25 protein-coding genes and 1 riboswitch are annotated in these 22,841 nt (G+C 38.2%); of the genes, 22 read left to right on the plus strand and 3 right to left on the minus strand.

The features are described 5' to 3' along the window. Positions 1-63: 63 nt before the first annotated feature. The 11 genes from IHV09_RS11065 to sufB all read left to right on the plus strand — a co-directional run bounded on the left by IHV09_RS11065 (position 64) and on the right by sufB (position 9,968). The gene (locus tag IHV09_RS11065; protein WP_197129577.1) at positions 64-408 is read left to right on the plus strand and encodes a hypothetical protein; all 345 of its coding nucleotides are present in this window, start codon (positions 64-66) and stop codon (positions 406-408) included. 79 nt (positions 409-487) lie between these two features. Next, a riboswitch (SAM riboswitch) is annotated at positions 488-618 on the plus strand. 312 nt (positions 619-930) lie between these two features. After that, a complete protein-coding gene (locus IHV09_RS11070) occupies positions 931-1,956 on the plus strand; it encodes a methionine ABC transporter ATP-binding protein (RefSeq protein ID WP_197129580.1) in 1,026 nt (341 codons plus the stop codon). Beyond that, the gene (locus IHV09_RS11075) at positions 1,949-2,617 is read left to right on the plus strand and encodes a methionine ABC transporter permease (RefSeq protein ID WP_197129583.1); all 669 of its coding nucleotides are present in this window, start codon (positions 1,949-1,951) and stop codon (positions 2,615-2,617) included. Before IHV09_RS11070 ends, IHV09_RS11075 begins: the two co-directional genes overlap by 8 nt. Positions 2,618-2,646: 29 nt before the next feature. Further along, positions 2,647-3,465: a MetQ/NlpA family ABC transporter substrate-binding protein gene (locus IHV09_RS11080; RefSeq protein ID WP_197129586.1), complete on the plus strand. Its 819-nt coding sequence runs from the start codon at positions 2,647-2,649 to the stop codon at positions 3,463-3,465. Positions 3,466-3,717: 252 nt separating this feature from the next. Next, positions 3,718-4,098, plus strand: coding sequence for a carboxymuconolactone decarboxylase family protein (locus IHV09_RS11085; RefSeq protein ID WP_197129588.1), 381 nt, complete (start codon positions 3,718-3,720; stop codon positions 4,096-4,098). Between the two features lie 276 nt (positions 4,099-4,374). Next, positions 4,375-4,515: a hypothetical protein gene (locus tag IHV09_RS11090; RefSeq protein WP_197130059.1), complete on the plus strand. Its 141-nt coding sequence runs from the start codon at positions 4,375-4,377 to the stop codon at positions 4,513-4,515. 241 nt (positions 4,516-4,756) lie between these two features. Continuing rightward, on the plus strand, positions 4,757-5,542 hold the full coding sequence (gene sufC / locus IHV09_RS11095; protein WP_197129591.1) for a Fe-S cluster assembly ATPase SufC: 786 nt from the start codon (positions 4,757-4,759) through the stop codon (positions 5,540-5,542). Positions 5,543-5,561: 19 nt separating this feature from the next. After that, positions 5,562-6,860, plus strand: coding sequence for a Fe-S cluster assembly protein SufD (sufD, locus tag IHV09_RS11100; RefSeq protein WP_197264515.1), 1,299 nt, complete (start codon positions 5,562-5,564; stop codon positions 6,858-6,860). After that, positions 6,860-8,080 (plus strand): cysteine desulfurase, encoded by a 1,221-nt coding sequence (locus IHV09_RS11105; protein ID WP_197189696.1) that lies wholly within the window; start codon positions 6,860-6,862, stop codon positions 8,078-8,080. The genes sufD and IHV09_RS11105 overlap by 1 nt, the downstream gene beginning before the upstream one ends. Beyond that, positions 8,070-8,516, plus strand: coding sequence for a Fe-S cluster assembly sulfur transfer protein SufU (gene sufU, locus IHV09_RS11110; protein ID WP_197129601.1), 447 nt, complete (start codon positions 8,070-8,072; stop codon positions 8,514-8,516). Before IHV09_RS11105 ends, sufU begins: the two co-directional genes overlap by 11 nt. Before the next feature lie 54 nt (positions 8,517-8,570). Continuing rightward, positions 8,571-9,968, plus strand: a complete 1,398-nt coding sequence (gene sufB / locus IHV09_RS11115; RefSeq protein WP_137791777.1) for a Fe-S cluster assembly protein SufB — start codon at positions 8,571-8,573, stop codon at positions 9,966-9,968. Between the two features lie 147 nt (positions 9,969-10,115). On the opposite strand, the gene IHV09_RS11120 is transcribed toward sufB, so the two are convergent. From IHV09_RS11120 to IHV09_RS11130, 3 genes are all read right to left on the minus strand, one after another. Further along, the gene (locus IHV09_RS11120) at positions 10,116-11,315 is read right to left on the minus strand and encodes a tyrosine-type recombinase/integrase (RefSeq protein ID WP_197129604.1); all 1,200 of its coding nucleotides are present in this window, start codon (positions 11,313-11,315) and stop codon (positions 10,116-10,118) included. A gap of 87 nt (positions 11,316-11,402) precedes the next feature. Further along, positions 11,403-12,434 (minus strand): ImmA/IrrE family metallo-endopeptidase, encoded by a 1,032-nt coding sequence (locus tag IHV09_RS11125; RefSeq protein ID WP_197129619.1) that lies wholly within the window; start codon positions 12,432-12,434, stop codon positions 11,403-11,405. Continuing rightward, the gene (locus IHV09_RS11130) at positions 12,412-12,807 is read right to left on the minus strand and encodes a helix-turn-helix domain-containing protein (RefSeq protein WP_197129622.1); all 396 of its coding nucleotides are present in this window, start codon (positions 12,805-12,807) and stop codon (positions 12,412-12,414) included. The genes IHV09_RS11125 and IHV09_RS11130 overlap by 23 nt, the downstream gene beginning before the upstream one ends. Before the next feature lie 135 nt (positions 12,808-12,942). On the opposite strand from IHV09_RS11130, the gene IHV09_RS11135 reads away from it, so the two are divergent. The 11 genes from IHV09_RS11135 (at position 12,943) to IHV09_RS11185 (ending at position 22,837) form a co-directional block, all read left to right on the plus strand. Then, positions 12,943-13,200 carry a helix-turn-helix domain-containing protein gene (locus tag IHV09_RS11135; protein ID WP_312035278.1) on the plus strand — a complete coding sequence of 86 codons (258 nt, stop codon included), beginning with the start codon at positions 12,943-12,945 and terminating at the stop codon, positions 13,198-13,200. Between the two features lie 82 nt (positions 13,201-13,282). Continuing rightward, positions 13,283-13,546 carry a group-specific protein gene (locus IHV09_RS11140; RefSeq protein ID WP_197130003.1) on the plus strand — a complete coding sequence of 88 codons (264 nt, stop codon included), beginning with the start codon at positions 13,283-13,285 and terminating at the stop codon, positions 13,544-13,546. Positions 13,547-13,572: 26 nt separating this feature from the next. Next, positions 13,573-14,460 carry a phage replisome organizer N-terminal domain-containing protein gene (locus tag IHV09_RS11145; RefSeq protein WP_197129628.1) on the plus strand — a complete coding sequence of 296 codons (888 nt, stop codon included), beginning with the start codon at positions 13,573-13,575 and terminating at the stop codon, positions 14,458-14,460. Continuing rightward, positions 14,366-15,280: an ATP-binding protein gene (locus tag IHV09_RS11150; protein WP_197129631.1), complete on the plus strand. Its 915-nt coding sequence runs from the start codon at positions 14,366-14,368 to the stop codon at positions 15,278-15,280. Before IHV09_RS11145 ends, IHV09_RS11150 begins: the two co-directional genes overlap by 95 nt. Before the next feature lie 520 nt (positions 15,281-15,800). Then, entirely contained in the window at positions 15,801-16,511 is a 711-nt protein-coding gene (locus IHV09_RS11155; protein WP_231618260.1) for a hypothetical protein, read from the plus strand. Continuing rightward, complete coding sequence (locus IHV09_RS11160) at positions 16,495-18,381, plus strand: type IV secretory system conjugative DNA transfer family protein (RefSeq protein ID WP_197129634.1); 1,887 nt, start codon at positions 16,495-16,497, stop codon at positions 18,379-18,381. Before IHV09_RS11155 ends, IHV09_RS11160 begins: the two co-directional genes overlap by 17 nt. A gap of 17 nt (positions 18,382-18,398) precedes the next feature. Then, positions 18,399-19,349: a conjugal transfer protein gene (locus IHV09_RS11165; RefSeq protein ID WP_197129637.1), complete on the plus strand. Its 951-nt coding sequence runs from the start codon at positions 18,399-18,401 to the stop codon at positions 19,347-19,349. A 13-nt stretch (positions 19,350-19,362) separates the two neighbouring features. Then, positions 19,363-19,587 carry a hypothetical protein gene (locus IHV09_RS11170; RefSeq protein ID WP_231607359.1) on the plus strand — a complete coding sequence of 75 codons (225 nt, stop codon included), beginning with the start codon at positions 19,363-19,365 and terminating at the stop codon, positions 19,585-19,587. A 36-nt stretch (positions 19,588-19,623) separates the two neighbouring features. Next, positions 19,624-20,040, plus strand: coding sequence for a TcpE family conjugal transfer membrane protein (locus IHV09_RS11175; protein WP_197129641.1), 417 nt, complete (start codon positions 19,624-19,626; stop codon positions 20,038-20,040). Further along, positions 20,037-22,478 (plus strand): ATP-binding protein, encoded by a 2,442-nt coding sequence (locus IHV09_RS11180; protein WP_231607360.1) that lies wholly within the window; start codon positions 20,037-20,039, stop codon positions 22,476-22,478. Before IHV09_RS11175 ends, IHV09_RS11180 begins: the two co-directional genes overlap by 4 nt. A gap of 20 nt (positions 22,479-22,498) precedes the next feature. Then, entirely contained in the window at positions 22,499-22,837 is a 339-nt protein-coding gene (locus IHV09_RS11185) for a hypothetical protein (RefSeq protein ID WP_197129644.1), read from the plus strand. Positions 22,838-22,841: the final 4 nt, after the last annotated feature.

The raw sequence follows: 22,841 nt of genomic DNA on the forward strand, positions 1-22,841 counted from the left end.
ATAAAGGTATATGAATATTCCTCTAGAATCGGTGAAGTAACAACCAATTCGGGGGGATTTTTTATGTTGGATATCCGTTACTTTGAAAGTCAAATAGCAAAAAGTCCGTATCTTTCTCTTTATAATATCCCGGTAAAGCCTAGCTTTAAATGTAAGGACGAAACGACGCTGAAAATTGAATATAGAGAAGGAGAGCGGAACAGAACAGTCACGTTTACTGGGAATCCGAAATATCTATGTATGTTGCTTGAGGGGAAAATGAAGCTGAGTACTTTATTGAGACAAGAGATGATTGAGTTTCAGGGAACACTCAGACAACGCTTAAAATGGGAAGCGATTTTTTACTTAAGCTCCCATTGGGAAGAGATATCCGCCGGTGTACTCGTTCGAACTGCTAAAAATATTTGACACGAATCGACATGGATGATAATATTCTTCACAGTGATTCAAATATGCATCGCTTTAATTTAATAAAGTAACACTTTTTTACTTATCACGAGAGGTGGAGGGACTGGCCCTATGAAACCCGGCAACCGCTAGATCATTGCATTCTTATGAATGATGAACTAGAAAGGTGCCAATTCCTGCAAGGCTTTAAGTAGTCTTGGGAGATGAGGAGAACGTGCATAGAATATAATATGCCTTTCTGCTCATATTGAAGCAGAGAGGCATTTTTTTGTTTAATGTTTTCGTTTTACATTGAAGCTCTTGGGAGTAGTTGATTTCCGTTACAGGATGCTCGCTTTCCACGGGGCGTGCGGTGAGCCTCTTAGCGCTATGCGCTGTTAAGAGTCTCACCTGTCCCGCTGATCCCGTAGGAGTCTCGCACCTTCCACTACAATCAACTTATCGATGAAGGGAACACTTAAGCAAACCAATGCACCGTTTTCTATATGAGCCAATATTTAGATAAGAAATGAGGTAAGAATCTTGATTAATTTACAGGCAGTCCGTAAAGTCTTTCAAACCAAAGATGGTGAAGTAAAGGCTGTTGATACGGTAGATTTAAACATAAAACAAGGAGAGATTTACGGAATCATCGGATACAGTGGTGCAGGTAAGAGTACACTGATCCGCATCCTTAACATGCTAGAGCGCCCGACTAGCGGTACGGTTACGATTGGCGGCAAGAACATGTCTGAGCTGTCATCAAAAAAGTTAAGAGAAGCACGACAAGAAATTTCAATGATCTTTCAGCACTTTAACTTATTGTGGTCTCGCACGGTAAGAGAAAACATTGCTTTTCCTCTTGAGATTGCTGGTTATCCAAAAGCTAAGATCAAACAGCGTGTTGATGAGCTGATCGACCTAGTTGGATTGGAAGGTCGTGGTGGTTCTTATCCGTCGCAACTAAGTGGAGGGCAGAAGCAACGTGTAGGTATCGCACGCGCGCTTGCGAATGAGCCGAAAGTTCTCTTATGTGACGAAGCAACTTCTGCACTTGACCCTAAAACAACTGACAGCATTCTTGATCTGCTTGTAGAGATCAATCAAAAATTAGATCTGACCATTGTTCTTATCACACATGAAATGCATGTAATCAGAAAGATCTGTCACCGTGTAGCCGTTATGGAACAGGGGAGAGTAGTGGAAGAAGGCGATGTCCTAAATGTCTTCAAAAACCCGACAGAACCAATCACGAAGGATTTTGTGAAACAAGTAACAGAACCTGAAGAAACAGTCGACACGATCAAACAGTTTATTTCTGAGTTTCCGGAAGGCCGAATTGTCCAACTTACTTTTATCGGTGGACGAGCAGGACAGCCATTAATTACGGAACTGATTCGTAAGTATGAGGTAGATGTAAATATTCTACAAGGAAAGATTACGCAAACTCAGAATGGACCTTATGGAACGTTGTTCATTCAGATTAAAGGTACAGAATCTGCACTAGCTCGTGCAATGGAGTTTTTAAACAGTGTGCAGGTTGAAGTAGAGGTGATTCATAATGCTTAGTACATGGTTCCCGAATGTCCAATGGGATGTTCTATTAGAAGCGACAAATGAAACTTTATATATGTCAGCCATCTCTGTAGTGATTACATTTTTCCTAGGACTGGCTCTAGGATTGGCGTTATTTCTAACTTCTCCTGGTAACTTGTGGGGAAATAAGTTTTTAAACAGCGTGATTGCTATAATTGTTAACGTGTTTCGATCGATTCCGTTTATTATCTTAATCATCTTATTGATTCCTTTTACACGTTTAATCGTAGGAACGATGCTTGGAGCTGAAGCTGCACTCCCTGCATTAATCGTAGGAGCTGCGCCATTTTATGCACGTATGGTAGAGATCGCTTTGAGAGAGATTAATAAAGGGGTAATCGAAGCAGCGAAATCAATGGGTGCTACAAACGCTCAGATTATCTTTAAAGTTCTTATTCCCGAAAGTACGCCGGCTCTTGTTTCTGGTATCACTGTAACCGCGATTGCACTCGTAAGTTATACAGCGATGGCTGGAGTTGTTGGTGCTGGTGGTTTAGGAAACTTGGCTTATATGGAAGGTTACCAAAGAGACAACGCGGATGTAACATTAATTTCAACTGCACTTATCTTAGTCATCGTTTTCGTCATCCAATGGATCGGTGACCGCATTACAACAGCATTAGATAAGAGATAACGTTTTAAGACAACAAGGAGGAAGTTCATATGAAAAAAGTATTATCTGTTCTTATATTAACCGTTCTTGTTGCAGCACTTGCTGCTTGCGGGAACAAAACAGAAGGCGGAATCAGCGACGAGAAGATCATTGTAGGTGCTTCAAACGTACCACATGCTGAAATCTTGGAAGAAGCAAAACCTCTTTTGAAAGAAAAAGGTGTAGAACTTGAGATCAAAACGTTCCAAGATTATGTACTGCCAAACAAGTCTTTAGATGAAAAAGAAATCGGTGCGAACTACTTTCAGCACGTTCCTTATCTAGAGTCTCAAATGAAAGATCACGGATACAAATTCGAAAATGCAGGTGGCATCCACCTTGAGCCGATCGGAATCTATTCTAAAAAGTATAAGTCATTAGATGAGCTGCCTGAGGGCGCAACAATTATCATGTCTAACTCAGTAGCAGATCATGGCCGTATGCTTGGGTTACTTGAAAAAGAAGGATTGATCAAAGTTAAAGAAGGTGCTGGAGCAGAAGCACAAATTAAGGATGTTGTAGAAAATCCTAAGAAGCTTAAATTTAAAGCAGATGTTGATGCGGGTATGCTTCCAAAAGCCTACAAGAACGGTGAAGGCGATGCCGTACTAATCAACACAAACTACGCGATCGATGCTGGATTAAACCCTCAAAAGGATGCGATCGCATTAGAAGGATCTGATTCTCCATTCGTAAACATCATCGCGGTTCGTGAAGGAGATAAAGATAAGAAATCTGTTAAAGCTTTAGTAGAAGTTTTACGTTCTAAAGAGATTCAAGATTTCATTAAGAAGAAATATGAAGGTGCAGTAGTGCCAGTAACAGAATAATTTTCTATAAAGAACTGACTTTGAGATTAAAGTCAGTTCTTTTTTTGAGTAAAGATCGATCAACAACACTTTATAGTCCTTCAAACTAACTTTTAGACCCTGCGATTCCATTTATAGGCCCTTGAACTTAATTTATAGTCCTTCAAAGTCATTTATAGGCTTTTCGACAAAAACTTACGAACATTTATTACATAACCAGCTTGCGAATGACCCATACTAAACCTGTTTACTATTTTGACAGGAGTGAATGAAATGAAACAAGAAGAACAGCCGCTACCCGGATCGAATTCAACGCAATATCACCTGATCCGCTATAAAGAAGGCTTAGGGAAATACAATGAGAATATGCCTGAACTTACACATGCTTATAATGAATTTACACGCCATTGCTTTAAAGAAGGTGAGATCTCTGAGAAGTATAAGCAGTTGATCGCTTTAGGAATCAGCATCTATTCTCAAGATGAATATTGCATCATCTATCATACAAAAGGTTGTTTAGATCAAGGGTGCTCGGAAAATGAAATTCTTGAAGCTGTGGGTGTTTCTGCTGCATTTGGCGGAGGAGCGGCTATGAGCCAAGGTGTGACCCTCGTTCAAGAATGCATTAAAGAATTAAATAACCCGCGTCATTAAAAGAAAGTCTAAAATTCCACACTTACATGTTTTGAAATCATCCTAAGAAGGTAATGGAAGTAATGTAGCGCATTTAGCAGGATAACATAGGAAGTCACATCTGTTTTCAATAGGAATCATCATGCACTGGTATGCAAGGTGATTTCACTTGGATAACGGATTGAGCAAAATGAGTGATGCTGATACGCTATTATTGTTAACTAACTTTAACTTTGAAAGGATTGATTCATTATCCACCCCATTAAAGTAAAACATACGTCCGAGATGGAAAAAGCAATGCACCAGTCACATGGCTGTGGTTTTGCAGAGTATGAGAGGGATTTGGAAAAACGCCTAGATGTTGAGAAGGTCCGAGATATGGAATACAAAAAAGGGTTAGAAATAGCGGCAAATGCGAACAGAAATCATACGCCGTAACATATGAACTTAAAATTACAAAAGGCTGATTCATAAGGTGGTCTACCGCCTAATGAGTCAGCCTTTTTTCAAATCTTGTGACTGATGTACAATTAATATGACAACAATGGAAAAGTAAACAGCTCGTTCCCTTGAACATACATTTCATTTGTTATAAGATTAGAATGAGAATAAATTGAGAATGGCTATTTTGTGCCTTTTATCAAAATCTTAAGAATGATTTCTTAATGGAGGTTGTATTATGTCAGCACCTAATTTAAAGATTGAAGATCTTCGTGTATCTATTGAAGATAAAGAGATTATTAAAGGTTTAGATCTCGAAATAAATGGTGGCGAGATCCATGCGATCATGGGACCAAACGGAACAGGAAAGTCTACTCTTTCTGCAGCGTTAATGGGACACCCTAAATATGAAGTAACTTCTGGTAAAGTTACGTTCAACGGTGAAGATCTTTTAGAGATGGAAGTTGATGAGCGTGCACAAGCTGGTCTGTTCTTAGCTATGCAATACCCTTCAGAAGTAAGCGGTATTACAAACGCTGATTTCCTTCGCTCTGCAATCAATGCAAAGCGTGAAGAAGGCGACGAAATTTCTCTAATGAAATTTATCCGTGAGTTAGATAAAAAGATGGATCATCTTGAGATGGACAATGCGTTCGCACACCGTTACTTAAACGAAGGATTCTCTGGTGGAGAAAAGAAGCGTAATGAGATTCTTCAAATGATGATGCTTGAGCCAAAATTAGCAATCCTTGACGAGATCGATTCAGGACTTGATATCGATGCTCTTAAAGTAGTAGCTAAAGGTGTTAACGAAATGCGTAACCCGGATTTCGGTTGCTTGATCATCACTCACTACCAACGTCTATTGAACTACATCACTCCTGATAAAGTACACGTGATGATGCAAGGGCGTATTGTAAAATCTGGTGGACCTGAATTAGCTCAACGTCTAGAAGCTGAAGGGTACGACTGGATTAAAGAAGAGCTAGGAATTAAAGACGAAACTGTTGGTCAAGAAGCGTAAGCATTAAGGGGGACTATACATGTCAGTTGATACGAGCCTAAGATTTGATAAGGACTACGTAACCGGTTTTTCAAGCAGCAGACAGGAACCCGCTTGGCTGCAGGAACTTCGTTTGCAAGCATTGGAATTAGCTCAAGAGCTTCCAATGCCTAAACCGGACAAAACTAAAATCGATAAATGGAACTTTACAGAATTCAAACATGAAGCAACTGGCACTCCTGTTGCGTTCAATGAACTTCCTGAAGATGTTAAGGCATTGATCGGTTCTGAAGAAGAAGCGAAGAATGTTCTTGTTATCTATAATGGAACACCAGTTTATTTTGCACTTGAAGAGTCGGTAAAAGAACAAGGTGTTATTTACACAGATCTTCTAACAGCTGCAAAAGAGCATGAAGATCTAGTGAAAAAGTACTTTATGAAAGCTGTTGCGGTTGATGAGAACCGTTTGCCAGCCCTTCATGCAGCACTATTCGTTAATGGAGCATTTCTTTATGTTCCAAAGAACGTGGAACTTTCTGCTCCTATTCAAGCCGTTTATTATCAAGACGATGAAGCAGCGATCTTCAACCACGTTATCGTTGCAGCAGAGGATAACAGCTCAGTAACGTATGTAGAAAACTACTTATCAACGAACGATGCTACAGATTCAGTAGCAAACATCGTGTCTGAAGTATATGCAGGCAGCGGTGCAAAAGTCGTTTATGGTGCTGTAGATAACCTTGCAAAAGGAATGACAACATACGTGAACCGTAGAGGCCGTGCTGAGAAAGATGCTCGCATCGAGTGGGCGCTTGGTCAGTTTAACGACGGAAATACGGTTTCTGACAACACAACTCATTTGATCGGTGATGGATCTTTTACAGATACGAAGACTGTAACAATCGGACGCGGTGATCAAAAGCAAAACTTCGTAGCGCAAATCTTTAACCACGGAAAACATTCTGAAGGTTATATCCTTACTCATGGGGTAATGAAAGATAGTGCGAGCTCAATTTTTAACGGTATTACAAAAATCGAGCACGGTGCTACAAAATCTCATGGTGAGCAAACTGAACGCGTACTTATGTTAAGTGAAAAAGCGCGTGGGGATGCGAACCCGATCCTTTTGATCGATGAAGATGATGTTACAGCAGGTCATGCTGCTTCAGTTGGAAGAATCGACCCTCTTCAAATGTTCTATCTGATGAGTCGTGGTATTTCAAAAGCTGAAGCTGAACGTTTGATCATTCATGGATTCTTAGCACCAGTCGTTAGTCAGATGCCTTTAGAATCTGTTAAAAATCGTTTAGTCGAGGTTATTGAAAGGAAAGTGCGCTAATGAGTGCAAACGAATGGAGAAAGCTGTTTCCTATCCTGGATCAGGAAGTTAACGGCAAACCTCTCGTTTACCTTGACAGTGCAGCTACTTCACAAAAACCGATACAAGTAATTGAAGCTTTAGATAAATATTACAAAGAGTACAACTCGAATGTTCACCGTGGTGTTCATACACTGGGAACTCGTGCTACAGATGGTTATGAAGGAGCGCGTGAAAAGGTACGCCGTTTTATCGGTGCTAAATCCACTCAGGAGATTATCTTTACACGTGGTACAACAACAGCGATCAATACGGTAGCAAGAAGCTATGGTATGGCAAATCTGTCAGAAGGTGATGAGATTGTGATCACTCCAATGGAGCATCACAGCAACATCATTCCATGGCAGCAAGTTGCGAAAACCACTGGTGCAACGCTTAAGTACATTCCTTTACAGCCGGATGGCACGATTGATCTTGTGGATGTTGAAAATACAGTTACAGAGCATACTAAGATCGTCTCAGTTATGCAGGTATCGAACGTATTAGGAACGATCAACCCGATCAAAGAGATCGCAGCGATCGCACATAAGAACGGAGCTGTAATGGTAGTGGACGGCGCTCAGAGCGCTCCTCACATGAAAGTAGACGTTCAAGATCTCGATTGTGATTTCTTTGCCTTTTCAGCACATAAAATGTGTGGACCTACAGGCATTGGCGTGCTCTATGGAAAAAAAGCACTCCTAAACAAGATGGATCCTGTTGAGTTCGGTGGAGAGATGATTGATTTTGTAGGACTTCAAGAATCTACGTGGAAAGAGCTGCCTTGGAAATTTGAGGGTGGGACACCGATTATCGCAGGTGCGATCGGTCTAGGTGCTGCGATTGATTTCTTAGAAGAAGTAGGTCTTGATAATGTGTTAAAACATGAACATGTACTTGCTGACTATGCGATGGAGCGACTTTCAGAGTTAGAGGGTGTTACGATATTTGGTCCAAAAGAACGAGCAGGACTTGTAACGTTCAACTTAGATGATGTTCATCCGCATGATGTAGCAACCGTTTTAGATTCTGAGGGAATTGCTGTTCGTGCAGGCCATCACTGTGCACAGCCTCTTATGAAATGGTTAGATGTTACAGCAACAGCACGTGCTAGCTTTTACCTGTATAACACTGAAGATGACATCGATGCTTTTCTTAAAGGCTTAACAACAGCAAAGGAGTATTTCGGTCATGTCTTCTAATTTAGATCAGCTATATCGTCAGGTCATCATGGATCATTACAAAAACCCACGCAATAAAGGGGTTATTGAAGATAATGCTCTGACGATCAATATGAATAACCCAACATGCGGCGATCGCATCCAGCTCACTTTAAAAGTAGAAGATGGAAAGATCGAATCGGCTAAGTTCGACGGTGAAGGGTGTTCGATCAGTTTAGCATCAGCTTCTATGATGACACAGGCTGTTAAAGGTCTTCCTGTCGAAGATGCTGTAAAGCTTGCAAACATTTTTTATGATATGATGCTAGGGAACGACTATGATGATGAATCCTATGATCTAGGTGACATCGAAGCTCTTTCTGGCGTTTCCAAGTTTCCAGCTCGCATCAAATGTGCCACACTTGCGTGGAAGGCGATGGAGCAAGGGGTAGGAAAAGATGAGGAAGAGGAAGAATAAGTTCCTTTTGATAATGAGTTAAAGAGTGCCAATCCAGTAAGGAGGGATTCTGTAATGGCTAAGAAAATGCCTGATATCGGCGAATATAAATATGGTTTTAGAGATAAAGACGTTTCCATTTTCAGATCGAAGCGTGGGTTAACAAAAGAGATCGTAGAAGAGATCTCCCGCATGAAGAACGAGCCTGAATGGATGCTTGAATTCCGTTTGAAGTCATTAGAGCAGTTCTATAAAATGCCAATGCCACAATGGGGCGGAGACATGAAGGACTTAAACTTTGATGATATTACGTACTATGTTAAGCCATCTGAGAAATCTGAGAAGTCTTGGGACGAAGTGCCTGCTGAAATTAAAGCGACTTTTGACAAGCTAGGAATTCCAGAAGCTGAGCAGAAGTACCTTGCAGGAGTATCTGCACAGTACGAATCAGAGGTTGTATACCACAACATGAAAGAAGACCTTTCTGACTTAGGAATTCTTTTCACAGATACGGATACAGCTTTAAAAGAGCACGAAGAGATCTTCCGTGAGCATTTTGGAACGATCATTCCGCCAACTGATAATAAGTTCTCAGCACTTAACTCTGCAGTATGGTCCGGTGGATCTTTCATTTACGTACCTAAAGGCGTTAAATGTGATACGCCACTTCAAGCATACTTCCGAATTAACTCTGAAAACATGGGTCAGTTCGAACGTACGCTAATCATTGCAGATGAAGATAGCTCTGTACACTATGTAGAAGGATGTACAGCACCCGTTTATTCTACAAACTCACTTCATAGTGCGGTTGTAGAGATCATCGTTAAGAAGAACGCTTACTGCCGTTATACAACGATTCAAAACTGGGCAAACAACATTTATAACTTGGTTACAAAGCGTGCAGTTGCTGAAGAGAACGCAACGATGGAATGGGTAGATGGAAACATCGGATCCCGTCTAACGATGAAATATCCGGCTGTTATCATGAAAGGCCGCGGAGCGAAAGGTACGATCCTTTCTATCGCGATCGCTGGTAAAGGACAGCACCAAGATGCTGGAGCTAAAGTATTGCACTTAGCACCAGACTGTTCTTCTACAATCGTTTCGAAGTCGATCTCAAAGCATGGCGGTAAAGTAACATACCGTGGTATTGCTCACTTCGGACGTAAATCTGACGGATCTAAATCCAATATCAAGTGTGATACGCTGATTATGGATAACCAATCCACTTCAGATACGATTCCGTACAATGAAATTCTGAACAATAACATCACATTAGAGCATGAAGCGACTGTATCTAAAGTTTCTGAAGATCAGTTGTTCTACCTCATGAGCCGTGGTGTTTCTGAACAGGAAGCAACGGAAATGATCGTAATGGGCTTCATCGAGCCATTTACGAAAGAACTTCCAATGGAATATGCAGTAGAGATGAACCGTCTGATCAAGTTTGAGATGGAAGGTTCAATCGGATAAATGATGAAAAGCCTTGGTATATAAGCAATATACCAAGGCTTTTTTATGTGTAAATTAATGTCGTGCCAACTTTGTGCCAACTCGAAATTTTTTTTGCTTTTTAAGTTTTAAAAAAGACCTGGATTATTTTATTTATACCAAGGTCTTTTACGTAGAGAATGGATCGTTTCTTTTTTGTGTGGTTTTATTTCTCTTTGTATAAACTGAGAATTTATTTAGTTCATCTGCTTCAATTTTGTCCGTAACATCTAAATAAATATCAGCTGTCGTCTTTATCGTTTGATGTCCGAGGCGCTGCGAAACATATTTAATACTTGCTCCAGCTTCAAGTAATAAAACAGCATGTGTATGCCTGAAAACATGTGTACCTTTGTAACTGACATTTGCTTTTGTGCAATACCCCTGAAATGTCTCACGTATTATAGAGGGTGTAAGATACCTTCCAAGAAAATTTTGGAATATAATTCCGTCGTTATTGCGTTTGAATTGAGTGTGTTGTAAAATCATCTGGTTTTGTAACAGCTTGAACTTTTTAAGTTCAGCTACTAAACTTTCATCAAGTTTAATTGTTCTATATGAGGATGAATTCTTAAGAGAAGTTATCATTGCGTTATTGTTATCATCACGGCTAGTTTGTCTTTCAATCGTTAATTTATCACCCTTAAGGTCAGTCCATTGTAAGGCGAGTGCTTCGCTTATTCTTAATCCGGTTTGGCTTAGTAAATAAATTAGCATAAAGTACAGACGATACTCCTGATACCTTTGATGCTGATAAGTTTCCATAAAGTCAAGTAATCGATGTAACTCACCTAAAGAATAATATTTAATATCTTTATGAATTTGTATTTTATCTTTAACTGGTATTTTCAATTTGTTCGTTGGATTTTTATCTAATATCTCCATATCGTGAACCGAATAATGGAATATGCTTTTGAGTACTGATAAATATTTTAATCGAGATCCATAGGAGTAAACCTCATGTCCGCTTTCATCTTTGAGCTCAGCATAATGATTCATCCATCTCTTAATCTCAGGTCTTTTAATTCGAATTAACTTTTTATTCCCGAAGTAAGGGAGTATGTGTATTCTTACGATGATTTCTAATTGTCGAAAAGTAGAATCTTTAACAGAGGATTTTTTATGATTATATAACCATTCATGTACAACGTCATCAAACATTAAATCCCTGTCATTTAGTGTGTGACCATAATAAATTTTTTCTTCTACAGCATTTGCCTCTATTTGGGCTTCTTTTTTGGTACGAAAAGTCCCAATACTCATTACTTTTCCATCTTTAAAAACACGTGCTTGCCACATGCCGCTGCTTAATTTTCGGAAATTAGCCATTCATGTATCTCCTTTATTCTATTTTTGCTCTGAACAAGACCTGATTAATAATAAAATTTGCTTTTAATAAGCAATTAATTTTTATGATTAATTCTCTATTTTTAATAACCCATCTGCAAAGTATGTAGAGGATGAACCGCATCTGTGACAATAACGAGATGTCTTATGAAGTAATTCACCACAACCTCCATGGAAATCATGCCATTTAATATTCATGTGTGAATCTTCATAAGCATACCCAGAACACTTGTTTACTAAATAAACACCGCATTTATTGCAGTAATTTGAACCTGAAGGTAAATCTCCATTTTCGCAATTAGGGCACACATTATGAGTCTTGTTCAAATTTTGACTTGTTATAATTGCCGTATTCTTCAAATCACTACGGTAAATATTTTCTTCCTTTCTTAGATTATTGCTGTTGCAGCTTGGACAAAAGACTGCTTGAGCATTTGAAAAGAGATAATTACAGCTCATGCATCGTTGAGTATTCTTAATCTTAAAAATGAATTCTTGAAATAATTGGATAACAGGATGGCTTGGAGAATACTTGATACCAAATTGAGCACCTTGCTTTATAAACTTATATACATTTATAGAAGCCTCACTTGATATGTCGCATAAATTAGAAATGTCATTTGGGTCATTGATCTTTAGTTCGTTTAAGACTGGAGGAGGGGCTAATAGTTCTCTTGCGAAGCAGTTTGCTTCACTTTCAAATTCGTTGTATTCATCTTCTGTAAGTGAACTTCTAGCCAAGGAAGAATTATTGCTGATTTTGTTATGATTCATGACATAATGTCCAAGTTCATGGGCAAGAGTCCATCTTTTTCTGCCCTTACTAGGTATCTTATCGTTGTATAAAATCAAATACTCATCTAAGGATTCATAATATAAACAGCATCCTTCATGACTGTTTACGAGATTACAAACTTCTTTATGTGAAAATCCTCTCTTTTTTGCAAACCAAGAATAAGTTCTTATTTTGAGATTTGGGAAACTGTTCACGATTTGTTTCACCCGAACAGGCAACTCTTTTATAGTACTATTCTTTAAGACATTATCTGCAGATTTCTGTGCTTTAACGAAGTCGGCTTTATAGGTCGTCTTCTTCGTCAAATTCATCACCTTCTTCATTTTCAGTGTCTAGAAATGAAAGCTTTAACATTTTTATCATATTTTCAAATCTTTCTCTGTCCTTACCGGTAAGTTTGTTTCGTTGTCTTTGAATCTGTTTTAAATCATTGTCTTCTAATGAGAATTTTGAATAAGGATCATTTGTACTTCCCAGCAAATAGTCCGTTGTTACATTAAAGATTTCGGACATCTCCAGCAACGCACTACCAGGAGGTACTACTCTTCCGGCTTCATAATTTGCTACGTTTGATCTCTTCATATCCAATTTCTGTGCAAGCTCTTCCTGTGACAACTTATTATCCTGCCTACACTTTTTAATTCGTAATCCAATCACTTTTTTTCTTTCTTCATTCATAAGTATACCCCCAACTAAAAAAAGTTTATTTAAATGACGTTTTATATATTGACACGCTTTTAAATGACGTGTTAAGCTTTAAGTGTCATTTAAAAACACAAAATGAAATGAGGTGATATTTTGGAGAACGCTAATGTGCGCCGATTACGTTTTCGATCACTACGCCAAAAGCTTAATATTTCCCAACGCCAATTATCTATAGATCTTAATGTTAGCGAAAGCCATATTAGAAATATTGAAAGTGGCAGAGGTAATCCTGACGCAAAACTATTATTTAAGTTATCGAATTACTTAAATACAACTCCTGAGTATTTATTTCCGGATTTAGCTGACGTTAATGTTAAAAGGTTTGTTAAAGAATCGTATTGTCATTATTATAAACGTTCCATTTGATTACCTCAACAGGAGCTGACTTTTGAAAAGAGGAGGATTCTAAATGTCAAATCGTATTATGCAGTTAGAAAGATCCCCTAAGTTGTTAGAAGTACAAGTTGATGAGGAAGCAATCAAAGAAATGTATTACGATGCAATCGAAAAAAGAATGGAGAAGCTTGATACTGAGTTGGTGTATTGGGATACAAAAGAACTAAAAAGGCGAACATGTATGAGCTGGAATACCATTCTTAATAATTTCTTTTATGAGAATGAATTTCCAAAAATCAAAGTTGGTGGGAAGTGGTATTTTCCAGCAGCGGAAACGAAAAAATTCCTGAACAAGTGGTTATTACAATTAAGATAAATCATTTGAATAAGGAGTGATTCAAAATGGCTGAAGTGAAGTGGATCAAACTTAGTACGAACATGTTTGAGGATGAAAAGATCCGGTTGATTGAGAACATGCCTGAATCTGATATGCTTCTGATCATCTGGATAAAGCTTTTGTCTCAAGCCGGAAAAACAAACGCCAATGGTTACATCTACTTGAACGAAAACATTCCCTATACAGATGAAATGCTGGCTACCATTTTTAATCGTCCGCTGAATATTGTCAGACTTGCACTAAAGACATTTGAAGACTTTGGGATGATTGAAATCAGTCATGAAAACTTTATCGCTATCAGTAACTGGGAGAAGCATCAAAATGTCGAAGGGCTTGATAAGATTAGGCAGCAGACACGAAATCGTGTGGCTAAACATAGAGAAAAAAAGCAGCTTGAAGCAGGTAACGATACATGTAACGTTACAGTAACGCATAGTAACGCAACAGATATAGATAAAGAATTAGATATAGAAATAGATAAAGATATAAATATAGAAAATGCATTTAAGAACACGAAAGAAGAAAAGAATGAGAACAAAACTACAAAAGTGCATGAATACTTCCAAAAGCATATAGGAAAGGCATCTCAAAAAATTATAAATGAGATAAATGTTTGGACAAAAGTATTGAATGAAGAGCTAGTGATAGAGGCAATAAAAAGGTCTGTTGCTTGTGATAAAGCTTCGTGGACATATACAAGAGGCATACTTTCAAAATGGGTTAAAAGCTATGTTCAAAGTTTAGATGATGTGAAATCCCTGGATATTCAATTTGCAAGTCATCGAAAGGAGATTAATAATGGAAAGTCGTCTGAACCATATAATCGAATCTCTATGTCAAAAGCATTTTCAATTACCGGCGGAAAGGTTGGTCGCATCCGAAAGGCTAGATGATTATCATTGTACAAAATGTAAAGACAAAGAGATCATCTTTTATCGTGTACACAAAGATACAGAATGGCATTGGAACTCAGGTACACAATCTTGTGTTCCTGCCAGTAAAGTACCTGAGTCTGATTATTATCTTGGTAAAGTCTGTGGTCCTGATAATGCATGGGAATGGCATGATAGCTATTCTGAAAGGTGCAGCTGCATCAAACAAAAAAATGTTGAAAAACTTCTTCGGTCATCAGAAATCACAGATGAATTCAGTAATAACAGCTTTAGCAACTTTATCACAGAAGGAAAGGATCAATTGATAAAAGATGCTTATCAATGTACCCAGGAATATATCTTAGACTTTAGTGATATCCGGAGAATGAGAACAAACAGTATTGCCTTGCTCGGACAACCAGGTGCGGGTAAAACGCATCTTCTGACTGCTATAGCTAATCATTTAATCAAGAAGATGCAAATATCTGTTCTATATTTTCCATATGTTGAAGGCTTTGATGATCTAAAAGACGATTTTGAAAAGCTAGAAGAAAAGATGGTTCGGATGAAAAAGGTAGACGTACTCTTCATTGATGATCTATTCAAACCAGTAGGGCAACTAAGACGACCAAGAGCAACGGAATGGCAGATTGAAAAAATGTATGCTCTTATCAACTACCGCTACTTAAACCATCTGCCAGTATTAATTTCATCCGAATTAACAGTGGATGAAATAGAAGCAGTGGACGAAGCGTTAGGATCGCGACTCTATGAGATGTGCAGGAACTATATGGTCATCATCAAAGGGGATAAGAAGATTTTGAACCGGAGACTAAGCTAGGAAACAAATGTGTGTATTTCATTTATTTTTATAATTAAATAATTTATAAAAATGTTTACTTGTTTTTTAATACATTACAGGTTTGTGCTAAAATTCCTCTCCAAAGGTCATTAAAAATGTGTTTAAAATGTGCGAAATCAGCCTGATTTTCATTTTAAAGGTGAAGGACGTCCGTATCCATTGACTAGTAAGGAAAATCCACCTTGTTTTTCCAGGCTATCGCCGTGGAAATCCCGTGACCTCACACCACCAACATCATGTGTTGTGAGGTCACGGGAGCACAAGGTGGAAAGACAGATGTATAAATAGAGCGGACGTCCTATTGTTGTATATATTTGACTGTGATATTATTCCAGTATAATTTAGGGATTTAATAGATTTTAAAGAGAAGTGATTTTTGAGTAGAGGAGGTGGGTAAGTTCAAGGTCAAGAGATTTAAAAGAAGCTAATGATTTTTAGTTGTTGATCAATTGTCGATTTGGTTAAAGATTGAAGGGAGGATTTCTTTGGAGAGGAAATGATGCCTATGAATCTGTTAGCCGAAAAACAAGAAGAAGTACTGCAAGTTATCAATCGCTTTGGAGTCATTACGACAACTCAGCTCTCAGCTTTTCTAAAGGGTAATATTTCACATGTCACGGTCTATCAAACGAAGCGCAAATTGCTATCATTAGGTTTTTTGACTGAAGAGAAGATCGGTTATCAATTGATCTTAGCCATGCGCCCAAGCGGTGTCGAATATCTCGGAAGTTCATTAACGCGGTTTACAAAATTTAACTACTCTACCCTTAATCATCAACTCGTCATGATCGATTGTATCCTAGCACTTAAAAATATTGCTGAGAAAACAGGCCAGCCATTTGAGTTCATCACAGAGCGTGAACTTAGGAGTGAGTATATCGAGCAGAACTTTACTAAAGCAGACCGAAGAAACACAACATTGTTAAAGAGAATCGCGGATCGCATTCCGGATTTTGTACTTCTGGAGAATGGTGAAAGGATCGCATGTGAAGTAGAACTCACCCGAAAATCTTCAAAGCGCTACATCGAAAAAATGAATCGTTACCGAAATGAGATTCTTAACGGTCAGTATAACCAAGTCAGGTATCTGTGTGAGAATGAGTGTATCCGTGATACCGTCATCTCTTATGCGCAACAGACAGGAATAGTCAGCGATATGTTGCAGCTGGAGTTGATAAGGAGGTTATTGCACTTTGCCGAAAAGCAATGAAGACTTAGGAAAAGAATTCGGATTAGGCATTGCGATGTTGATAGGTGTTTTTGCTTTTTTTCCTTTATTAGTTTTTTCTCTACCTTTCTTTATCTTATTTCGTATCGTAAAACAAAACAGGATTCACCTTTCATGCGCTGTGTTAGGATTGATCAGTTTTTGTTTTATCGTCTACACTAATCCTTATAGTTATTTAGGTTTGTATGGCGTTCTGCCTTTTGATGTTACATGGTTAGAGCGAATCGTAAAACAGAAGATGGAGTTTACAAATACTTCTTTGTTTTTGTATATGTCAGGGGGATTATTCGTTTCATATGGCTGGTCACTGATGACGGATTACCACCGTTCAAAACGAGTAAAATCAACAGAGGAAAAACGGGATACATTTAAATCGTCTTCACACTATCAAAAAGTGAAAAAGAACCGGTTCCAACTGACACTAAAAGCGCAAAAGAAATGGAGGAACCAGAAGGAACAAGATCAGCTGCTTCTTGGAATAACCGAAAATGGGAAGCCATACTACATGGATTTTAAAGAGATCAATCAACATATGTTTATTCCTGCCACAACAGGAGGTGGGAAGACAATTTTACTTTTAAATTTTGTAGAGTACGCACTGATAAAGAACCTGCCCTTTATCTTTATCGATGGGAAGGGATCATCTGAAAGTATTGAAGAAGTGGAAACTTTATGTAAACGATACGACAGAAATTTGAAAGTGTTTTCTGATAAAGGGAAATTAACATACAATCCTTTGAAGTATGGAGGACCAACCGTTATTAAAGATAAACTGGAGCAGTTAATTGAAACAGAGAGTGATTATTATTCTTCCATTTCAACGTCTCTCGTTCAGGCTCTTATTCAGTTTATCGATGATTATGAATTTACCCGGGACTTATGGACGTTTGCAAAATATTTAGATCCAAATGAAATTCTTGAAGTATTAAATCAAGATGTTATCGAAGTGGAAGAAGAAGAACAAGCAGAAATGGCAGTGGTAAGCACTTCCTATTCTTCATTTTTGCCAACTAAAGATACGAAGAAGCCAGAGGGGAAAGCTCCAAAACAAAAAGTAAAACCAGTAAGAAGCAAACGGGCTGAAAAAAATTATGAACGTTTGTTTAAACGGTACCGTCATGAAGAGGCAGGAGAGAATCATTTATTCAAAAATGCTTCATCCGTTCGTACGCAGATCTATCTCTTGTTAGACAGCGAGTTAGGGCATCTTTTTGAAGAGACCGATAATAGTCTGGATCTAATCCGAATCAGTGAAGAGAAGGAAGCATTATTTGTCAGTTTTGATGGATTGATCTATGACAAGTTTATCAAAGTCATCGCACGTTTTTTAATACTAGATATTAACTATCTGGTTTCATATCGGAACCGTAATCAATTAAAAGATCAACCCATCCTCGCAATCTATGATGAGTTTTCAGTCTATGCAAATGATAAAATTGTAGATACCGTAAACAAATCACGTTCTGCCGGTTTTCATTGCATCATCGCGACTCAAACGCTAGCCGATCTTGAAAAGAATGATCCGTACCTTGCCAAGCAAGTTGTAGGGAATACGAATACGTATGCCATCGGCCAGACCAACAATCCAGATGAAGTTGATTCCTGGGCAAACACACTTGGCACATTCAAAGATATCGATCTGACGATCACAACTGAAAAACAAGAAGGTCGTTTAAAACGAGTTGATTTAAAAGCCGACAAAGGTACACTGCGGCATGTTCAAAAATTTAAGATATCCCCCGACGAAATAAGAGATTTACGTCAAGGACAATTTATTTTTGCTAGAAAGGCATCAAGAGAATCAGTTCACCCAGAAATCATTTATGTCCGCCATCCGTTGGCAGAAGGTTGAAGGGAGTGAATCAGTCTATGCTTTTTTCTAAACAAAAACAATCCACTTCAAAAAACAAACGCCGTTTATCCTATTCAAGAAAAAACGCTGCAAAAACAGCGTCTATCCTCTTTTTTTCTGTTATGTTTCTATCACTGTTATTCAATGTGGTTTTCTTTACGAAATATCAAGCCATCCGAAATTCCGTCAAAGCCTCTGAAGAAAATGTTCATGACCAGCTAAAAGAAGTAGAGAAAACTAATCTTTTGTATTCTGATTCTATCGAAGTGTTTACCGAAGATTTTCTAAAAAGTTATCTAACTGTACCTAAAGACGAAAAAGAACGCCAAGACCGTAAAGGTGAGCTCTCAGAGTACTTTGTATCAGGATTTGATTTAAAACGTGTCGCAGATTTGAAAGATTTTAAAGGAGAGCGACGAGTCACTGATCTGCAATACATTGATACAAAACACCTCAGTAACCGTGAAGCGAAGGTCAAATTTCAGACTGTCTATGAAATTACTGAGGTTCAAGAAAAAGACGGTAGATCAATTCCGAATACTACTAAATACGAAACAGATATCATAGTTCCAGTAACAAGTAACGGAGAGGGTTTTGCGGTCTATCAGAACCCCAATATGATTCAAGAAGATTTAAAGACTACCATGTCTTATGAAGGGAAAATGCCGGAAGGAGAACCGGTCACTTCTACTGAAACAAAACTCCTGGAGTCTTTCTTAAACGATTTTTTCACTTCATATGGAGTGAGCGATGAGAAGTTGCCATTCATGGCTGACGTTACTGGGGGGTTAGAAGACCAGACACTTCAAGACGTGAATGTGCGTGAAGCCGTGAAAATGGATTCTGGATACACGGTAAATGCTGATGTTCATTACCAGAACAGTGAGACATCAATGAGTGATCTTTATTCTTATGAGTTAAAGCTTGAAAAAGAAAACAATAAGTTCTTTATTACTCGAATCGAATAGGGAGGGAAAAACGATGATAAATTTTAGTCTTCAGGAAGTGACTCAAAACCTGATCTCGCAGATTGGCTTCTTAGTCCTTTTAATCATGGTCATTCGGGCATTAGTCGCTTATACAAGAGAAGATTGGGGTCAGTTCTGGTCAGGTCTAACGCTTGGTTTATGCTGCTTGGTCGTTGTCTTTTTCGGTCCGCAACTACAAGAGCTAGCAAAAGGTCTCGGAAATGCGTTGTTTCAATAAACATTTTGGTTCGTAAAATGGATGGAGGAGAGTGGGATGAAGGGAGAAAATTATACGCAGGAATACAAGTACCCCATCAAAATCTACCGAATCTGGTCGATTGAATTCGCCAACGGACTTGAAGTCAGAAAGATGATCTTTGCTATCGTTCTTGCAGCCGTTCTTTTATTATCTTTTGTACTTGTTGGGATTAAAAATGACACCAATCTGTTTCGTTTTTTCGTAAAGAACTGGCTGATACTTTTGACCGTTATCCCAGGTGTGATTACATTCATTGTTTTCAATCTGAAGTATGACCATAAAGGGGTTATTCCTTTTGTTAGAGACCGTATTACTTTTTACAGAACAAAGAACATGTCTTATGAACATTTTATCGAAGTAGCAAGTGACCAATTGGAGAAAGAAATAACGTTTGAACCATTTCTTCTAAAAAAAGAAGGTGAGAGCCATTGAAAGACGTATTGGAATTTCCAATCGCACACCGTCATATGAATATGGCGTTTAACAAACGCAAGCAGGTTTGGGCTTTTTATCGGCTCGATGAAGAGTATGTCAGATTAAACAGCGATAACGACTTTAAACGCTATATGGAAAACACGGCTGCATTCTTAACACAAGAAGAATATGATTATCACATTATGATTCTTCCAAAGAGATTTGACTTTGACACATTTACGAAAGTGGTAAATGAGCATATTGTTCAAGGTGAGTTTTCAGATATCGGACATAAGTACTTCAACCGTGCTTCAAGGGTATTACAGGAAGAAGTGTTCTTACATGAATACGATGTATATGTAGGCGTTCATTTGAACAAAACAGATGATGCAGTATCCGCAAACGCAGGTGAACTAATCTCCCTCTTTTTTAAGAGAGTAAGAGAAGATGTTTCTAAAATGATGTTTTTTCAGACGCAGGCAGAAGATGATTTTAGCTATTACGAAGAGTTGGAACGTACCTTTAGTTCTAAAGCTTCCAATCTTAAACACCTCCAAAAGCTAAGTGAAGATGAGATGGATAAACTGATCTATTATATGTTTCATCGGACCAGTGATCTTTTTTCGATACCTGAAGGTTCTTATAATCTAACAGAGGGTGTCATTAAGAACGAGTACGGCTACTTAACCGTTACACACGAAAATCATAAAGAATTTTTAACGTTTCTGCCTTTCATTGAAATGCCGGCTTTTATTGAAGGTTATCGTTTCATTCAAGATATATTAGAGAGTGTTTCGTTTCCTGTTGAAATACAGATTCGATATCATTTTAAGGAAAACGGATCTAATGCTCGGCAAGTGAGAAAATTAAAACGTCGATTCACAAACTTTGATCGTGAAATTCAATCCACTCATACCGCAGACGATGACCGAATTGTCGAGATGGCATCTGACAGACTAACAACCTTACTTGATGATGTAAAGTCCAATAAACGGCAGCTATTGTTCATGACATTTACGCTTGTTGTCTCAGACGTTAGTAAAAATGGATTGGATGAAAAGATAGGAGCTCTTCAAACATTATTTAAAAATACGGGGTTTCAAGTCACAAAACCTCTGGTAGACCAACTTACTCTTTTTTCACAAAGCCTACCAGCTTCATATGTGGATTATCAGTACTTCGAACAAGTTGTCGATGAATCTTATCTGGCACAAACTGGGATGAACTTGAACAATCGTGTAGGAAATCGGTTTGGCATGGTTCTAGGGAAAGTGGTAACTGGAAAGAAATTATCTCATGTGGAACAAGCGAGAGAGATCAATAATAACGTAGTCATCTTTAATCCCCTTTTGACCAAAAAGGCAATCTCAGGAGCTGATCATACGAATGGGAACATCCTGATAACTGGTCCCCCAGGCAGCGGAAAGTCGATGCTTGTTAAGAATTTCTTTACTTGGAGTACCTTTTTTGGTTCAAAAGTGCTCTATATTGATCCGAAGAATGAATTTCAACGGTATTATCAAAGGGCACTCAAGAAATTTGGTGAAATTCCAGAATTTCGCTCGCTATACGAACGTATCAACTTTATTCATCTTTCTGAAGATAGTGTGTATCACGGTGCTCTAGATCCACTCGTCTTTTTAAAAGGCGACCAAGCGATTCAAACAGCAATGATGATTTTAAATACGTTAGCAGAAGTTAGAGGATCTCGTGATGAAAGTGTAACAATCTATGACGCCATCATTGACGAAGTTAACCAAGAAAGTAATCCTACTCTAACAGGAGTACTTCAAAGAATTCAGAAGAAAGATCATACGCTTGGGAAATTCATTGAAAAATATCGGCACGGACTAGGGAGAATGTTATTTGGAAAGGAAGATTCTAAAGGACTTGATTTTCAAAAGCAGATTAATGTACTAGGACTACAGGGGCTGCGTTTGCCTGCATCTGAAAACATGAACGAGGAAGAACGTATCGGTCTTTGCCTGATGATGTCAATCTCTAAATATGTTCATACTTTTTCTACCAATCAAGAGGAAGAAGCCATGATCATTTTTGATGAAGCATGGACACTCAAACGATCAGCAGATGGACAGAACCTTATCGATGAAATGTTACGAACAGGCAGATCACTGAGAACAGACATTGTTCTTGTTACACAAGCATTCGATGACTTCAATGTAGACACCACTAAAGAACAGATCGGAATCAAGTTTTCGTTCCGTCCTAAGTCAGATGATTCGATCAGACCTATCTTACGTTTTTATGATATGGAGGAAAACCAAGCAAATATCGAAGTAGTCAGTTCTCTGAAGTCGGGTATGTGTCTATTCCAAGACCATCTTGGCCGCAATCAAGCCATCGCAATTGATATCCTGTTTGACGAATGGTTTGAAGCATTCAAAACGACTGAAAAAGAATCACAAGCCGTACAAATGGAAGAAGCTTTTCGCTGAACATGAGAGGAGAGAGTCTTATGAAAAAAATGATTTTAATAGGATTAGGGGTTTTCCTTTTAGGAGGATGTGGGACAAACGAACTTGGACTTGATGGAAAAAAGACTCATGAAGCCGTTTCAAAGAAAGCACTGGAACAAAAAGTAATTAAGGATGGGAATTATTCTGCAGAAGATATTCAGCTAGTAAAAGCTTGTGAAGCTATCGAAAATGGAAAATCAGAATTTAAGGGCGATTATATTGTTTCCTGGAAAACGAAGGATGATAAATATAATAGAGATTTTATTATGAAAGATTATAAAATCTCCTATGGAACAAATAATTATAAATCTAACTCCGATCAATGTGTTAATTACTAGAGGA

The sequence above is a fragment of the Fictibacillus sp. 23RED33 genome, from assembly GCF_015903925.1.
Classification (GTDB): Bacteria; Bacillota; Bacilli; order Bacillales; family Fictibacillaceae; genus Fictibacillus; species Fictibacillus phosphorivorans.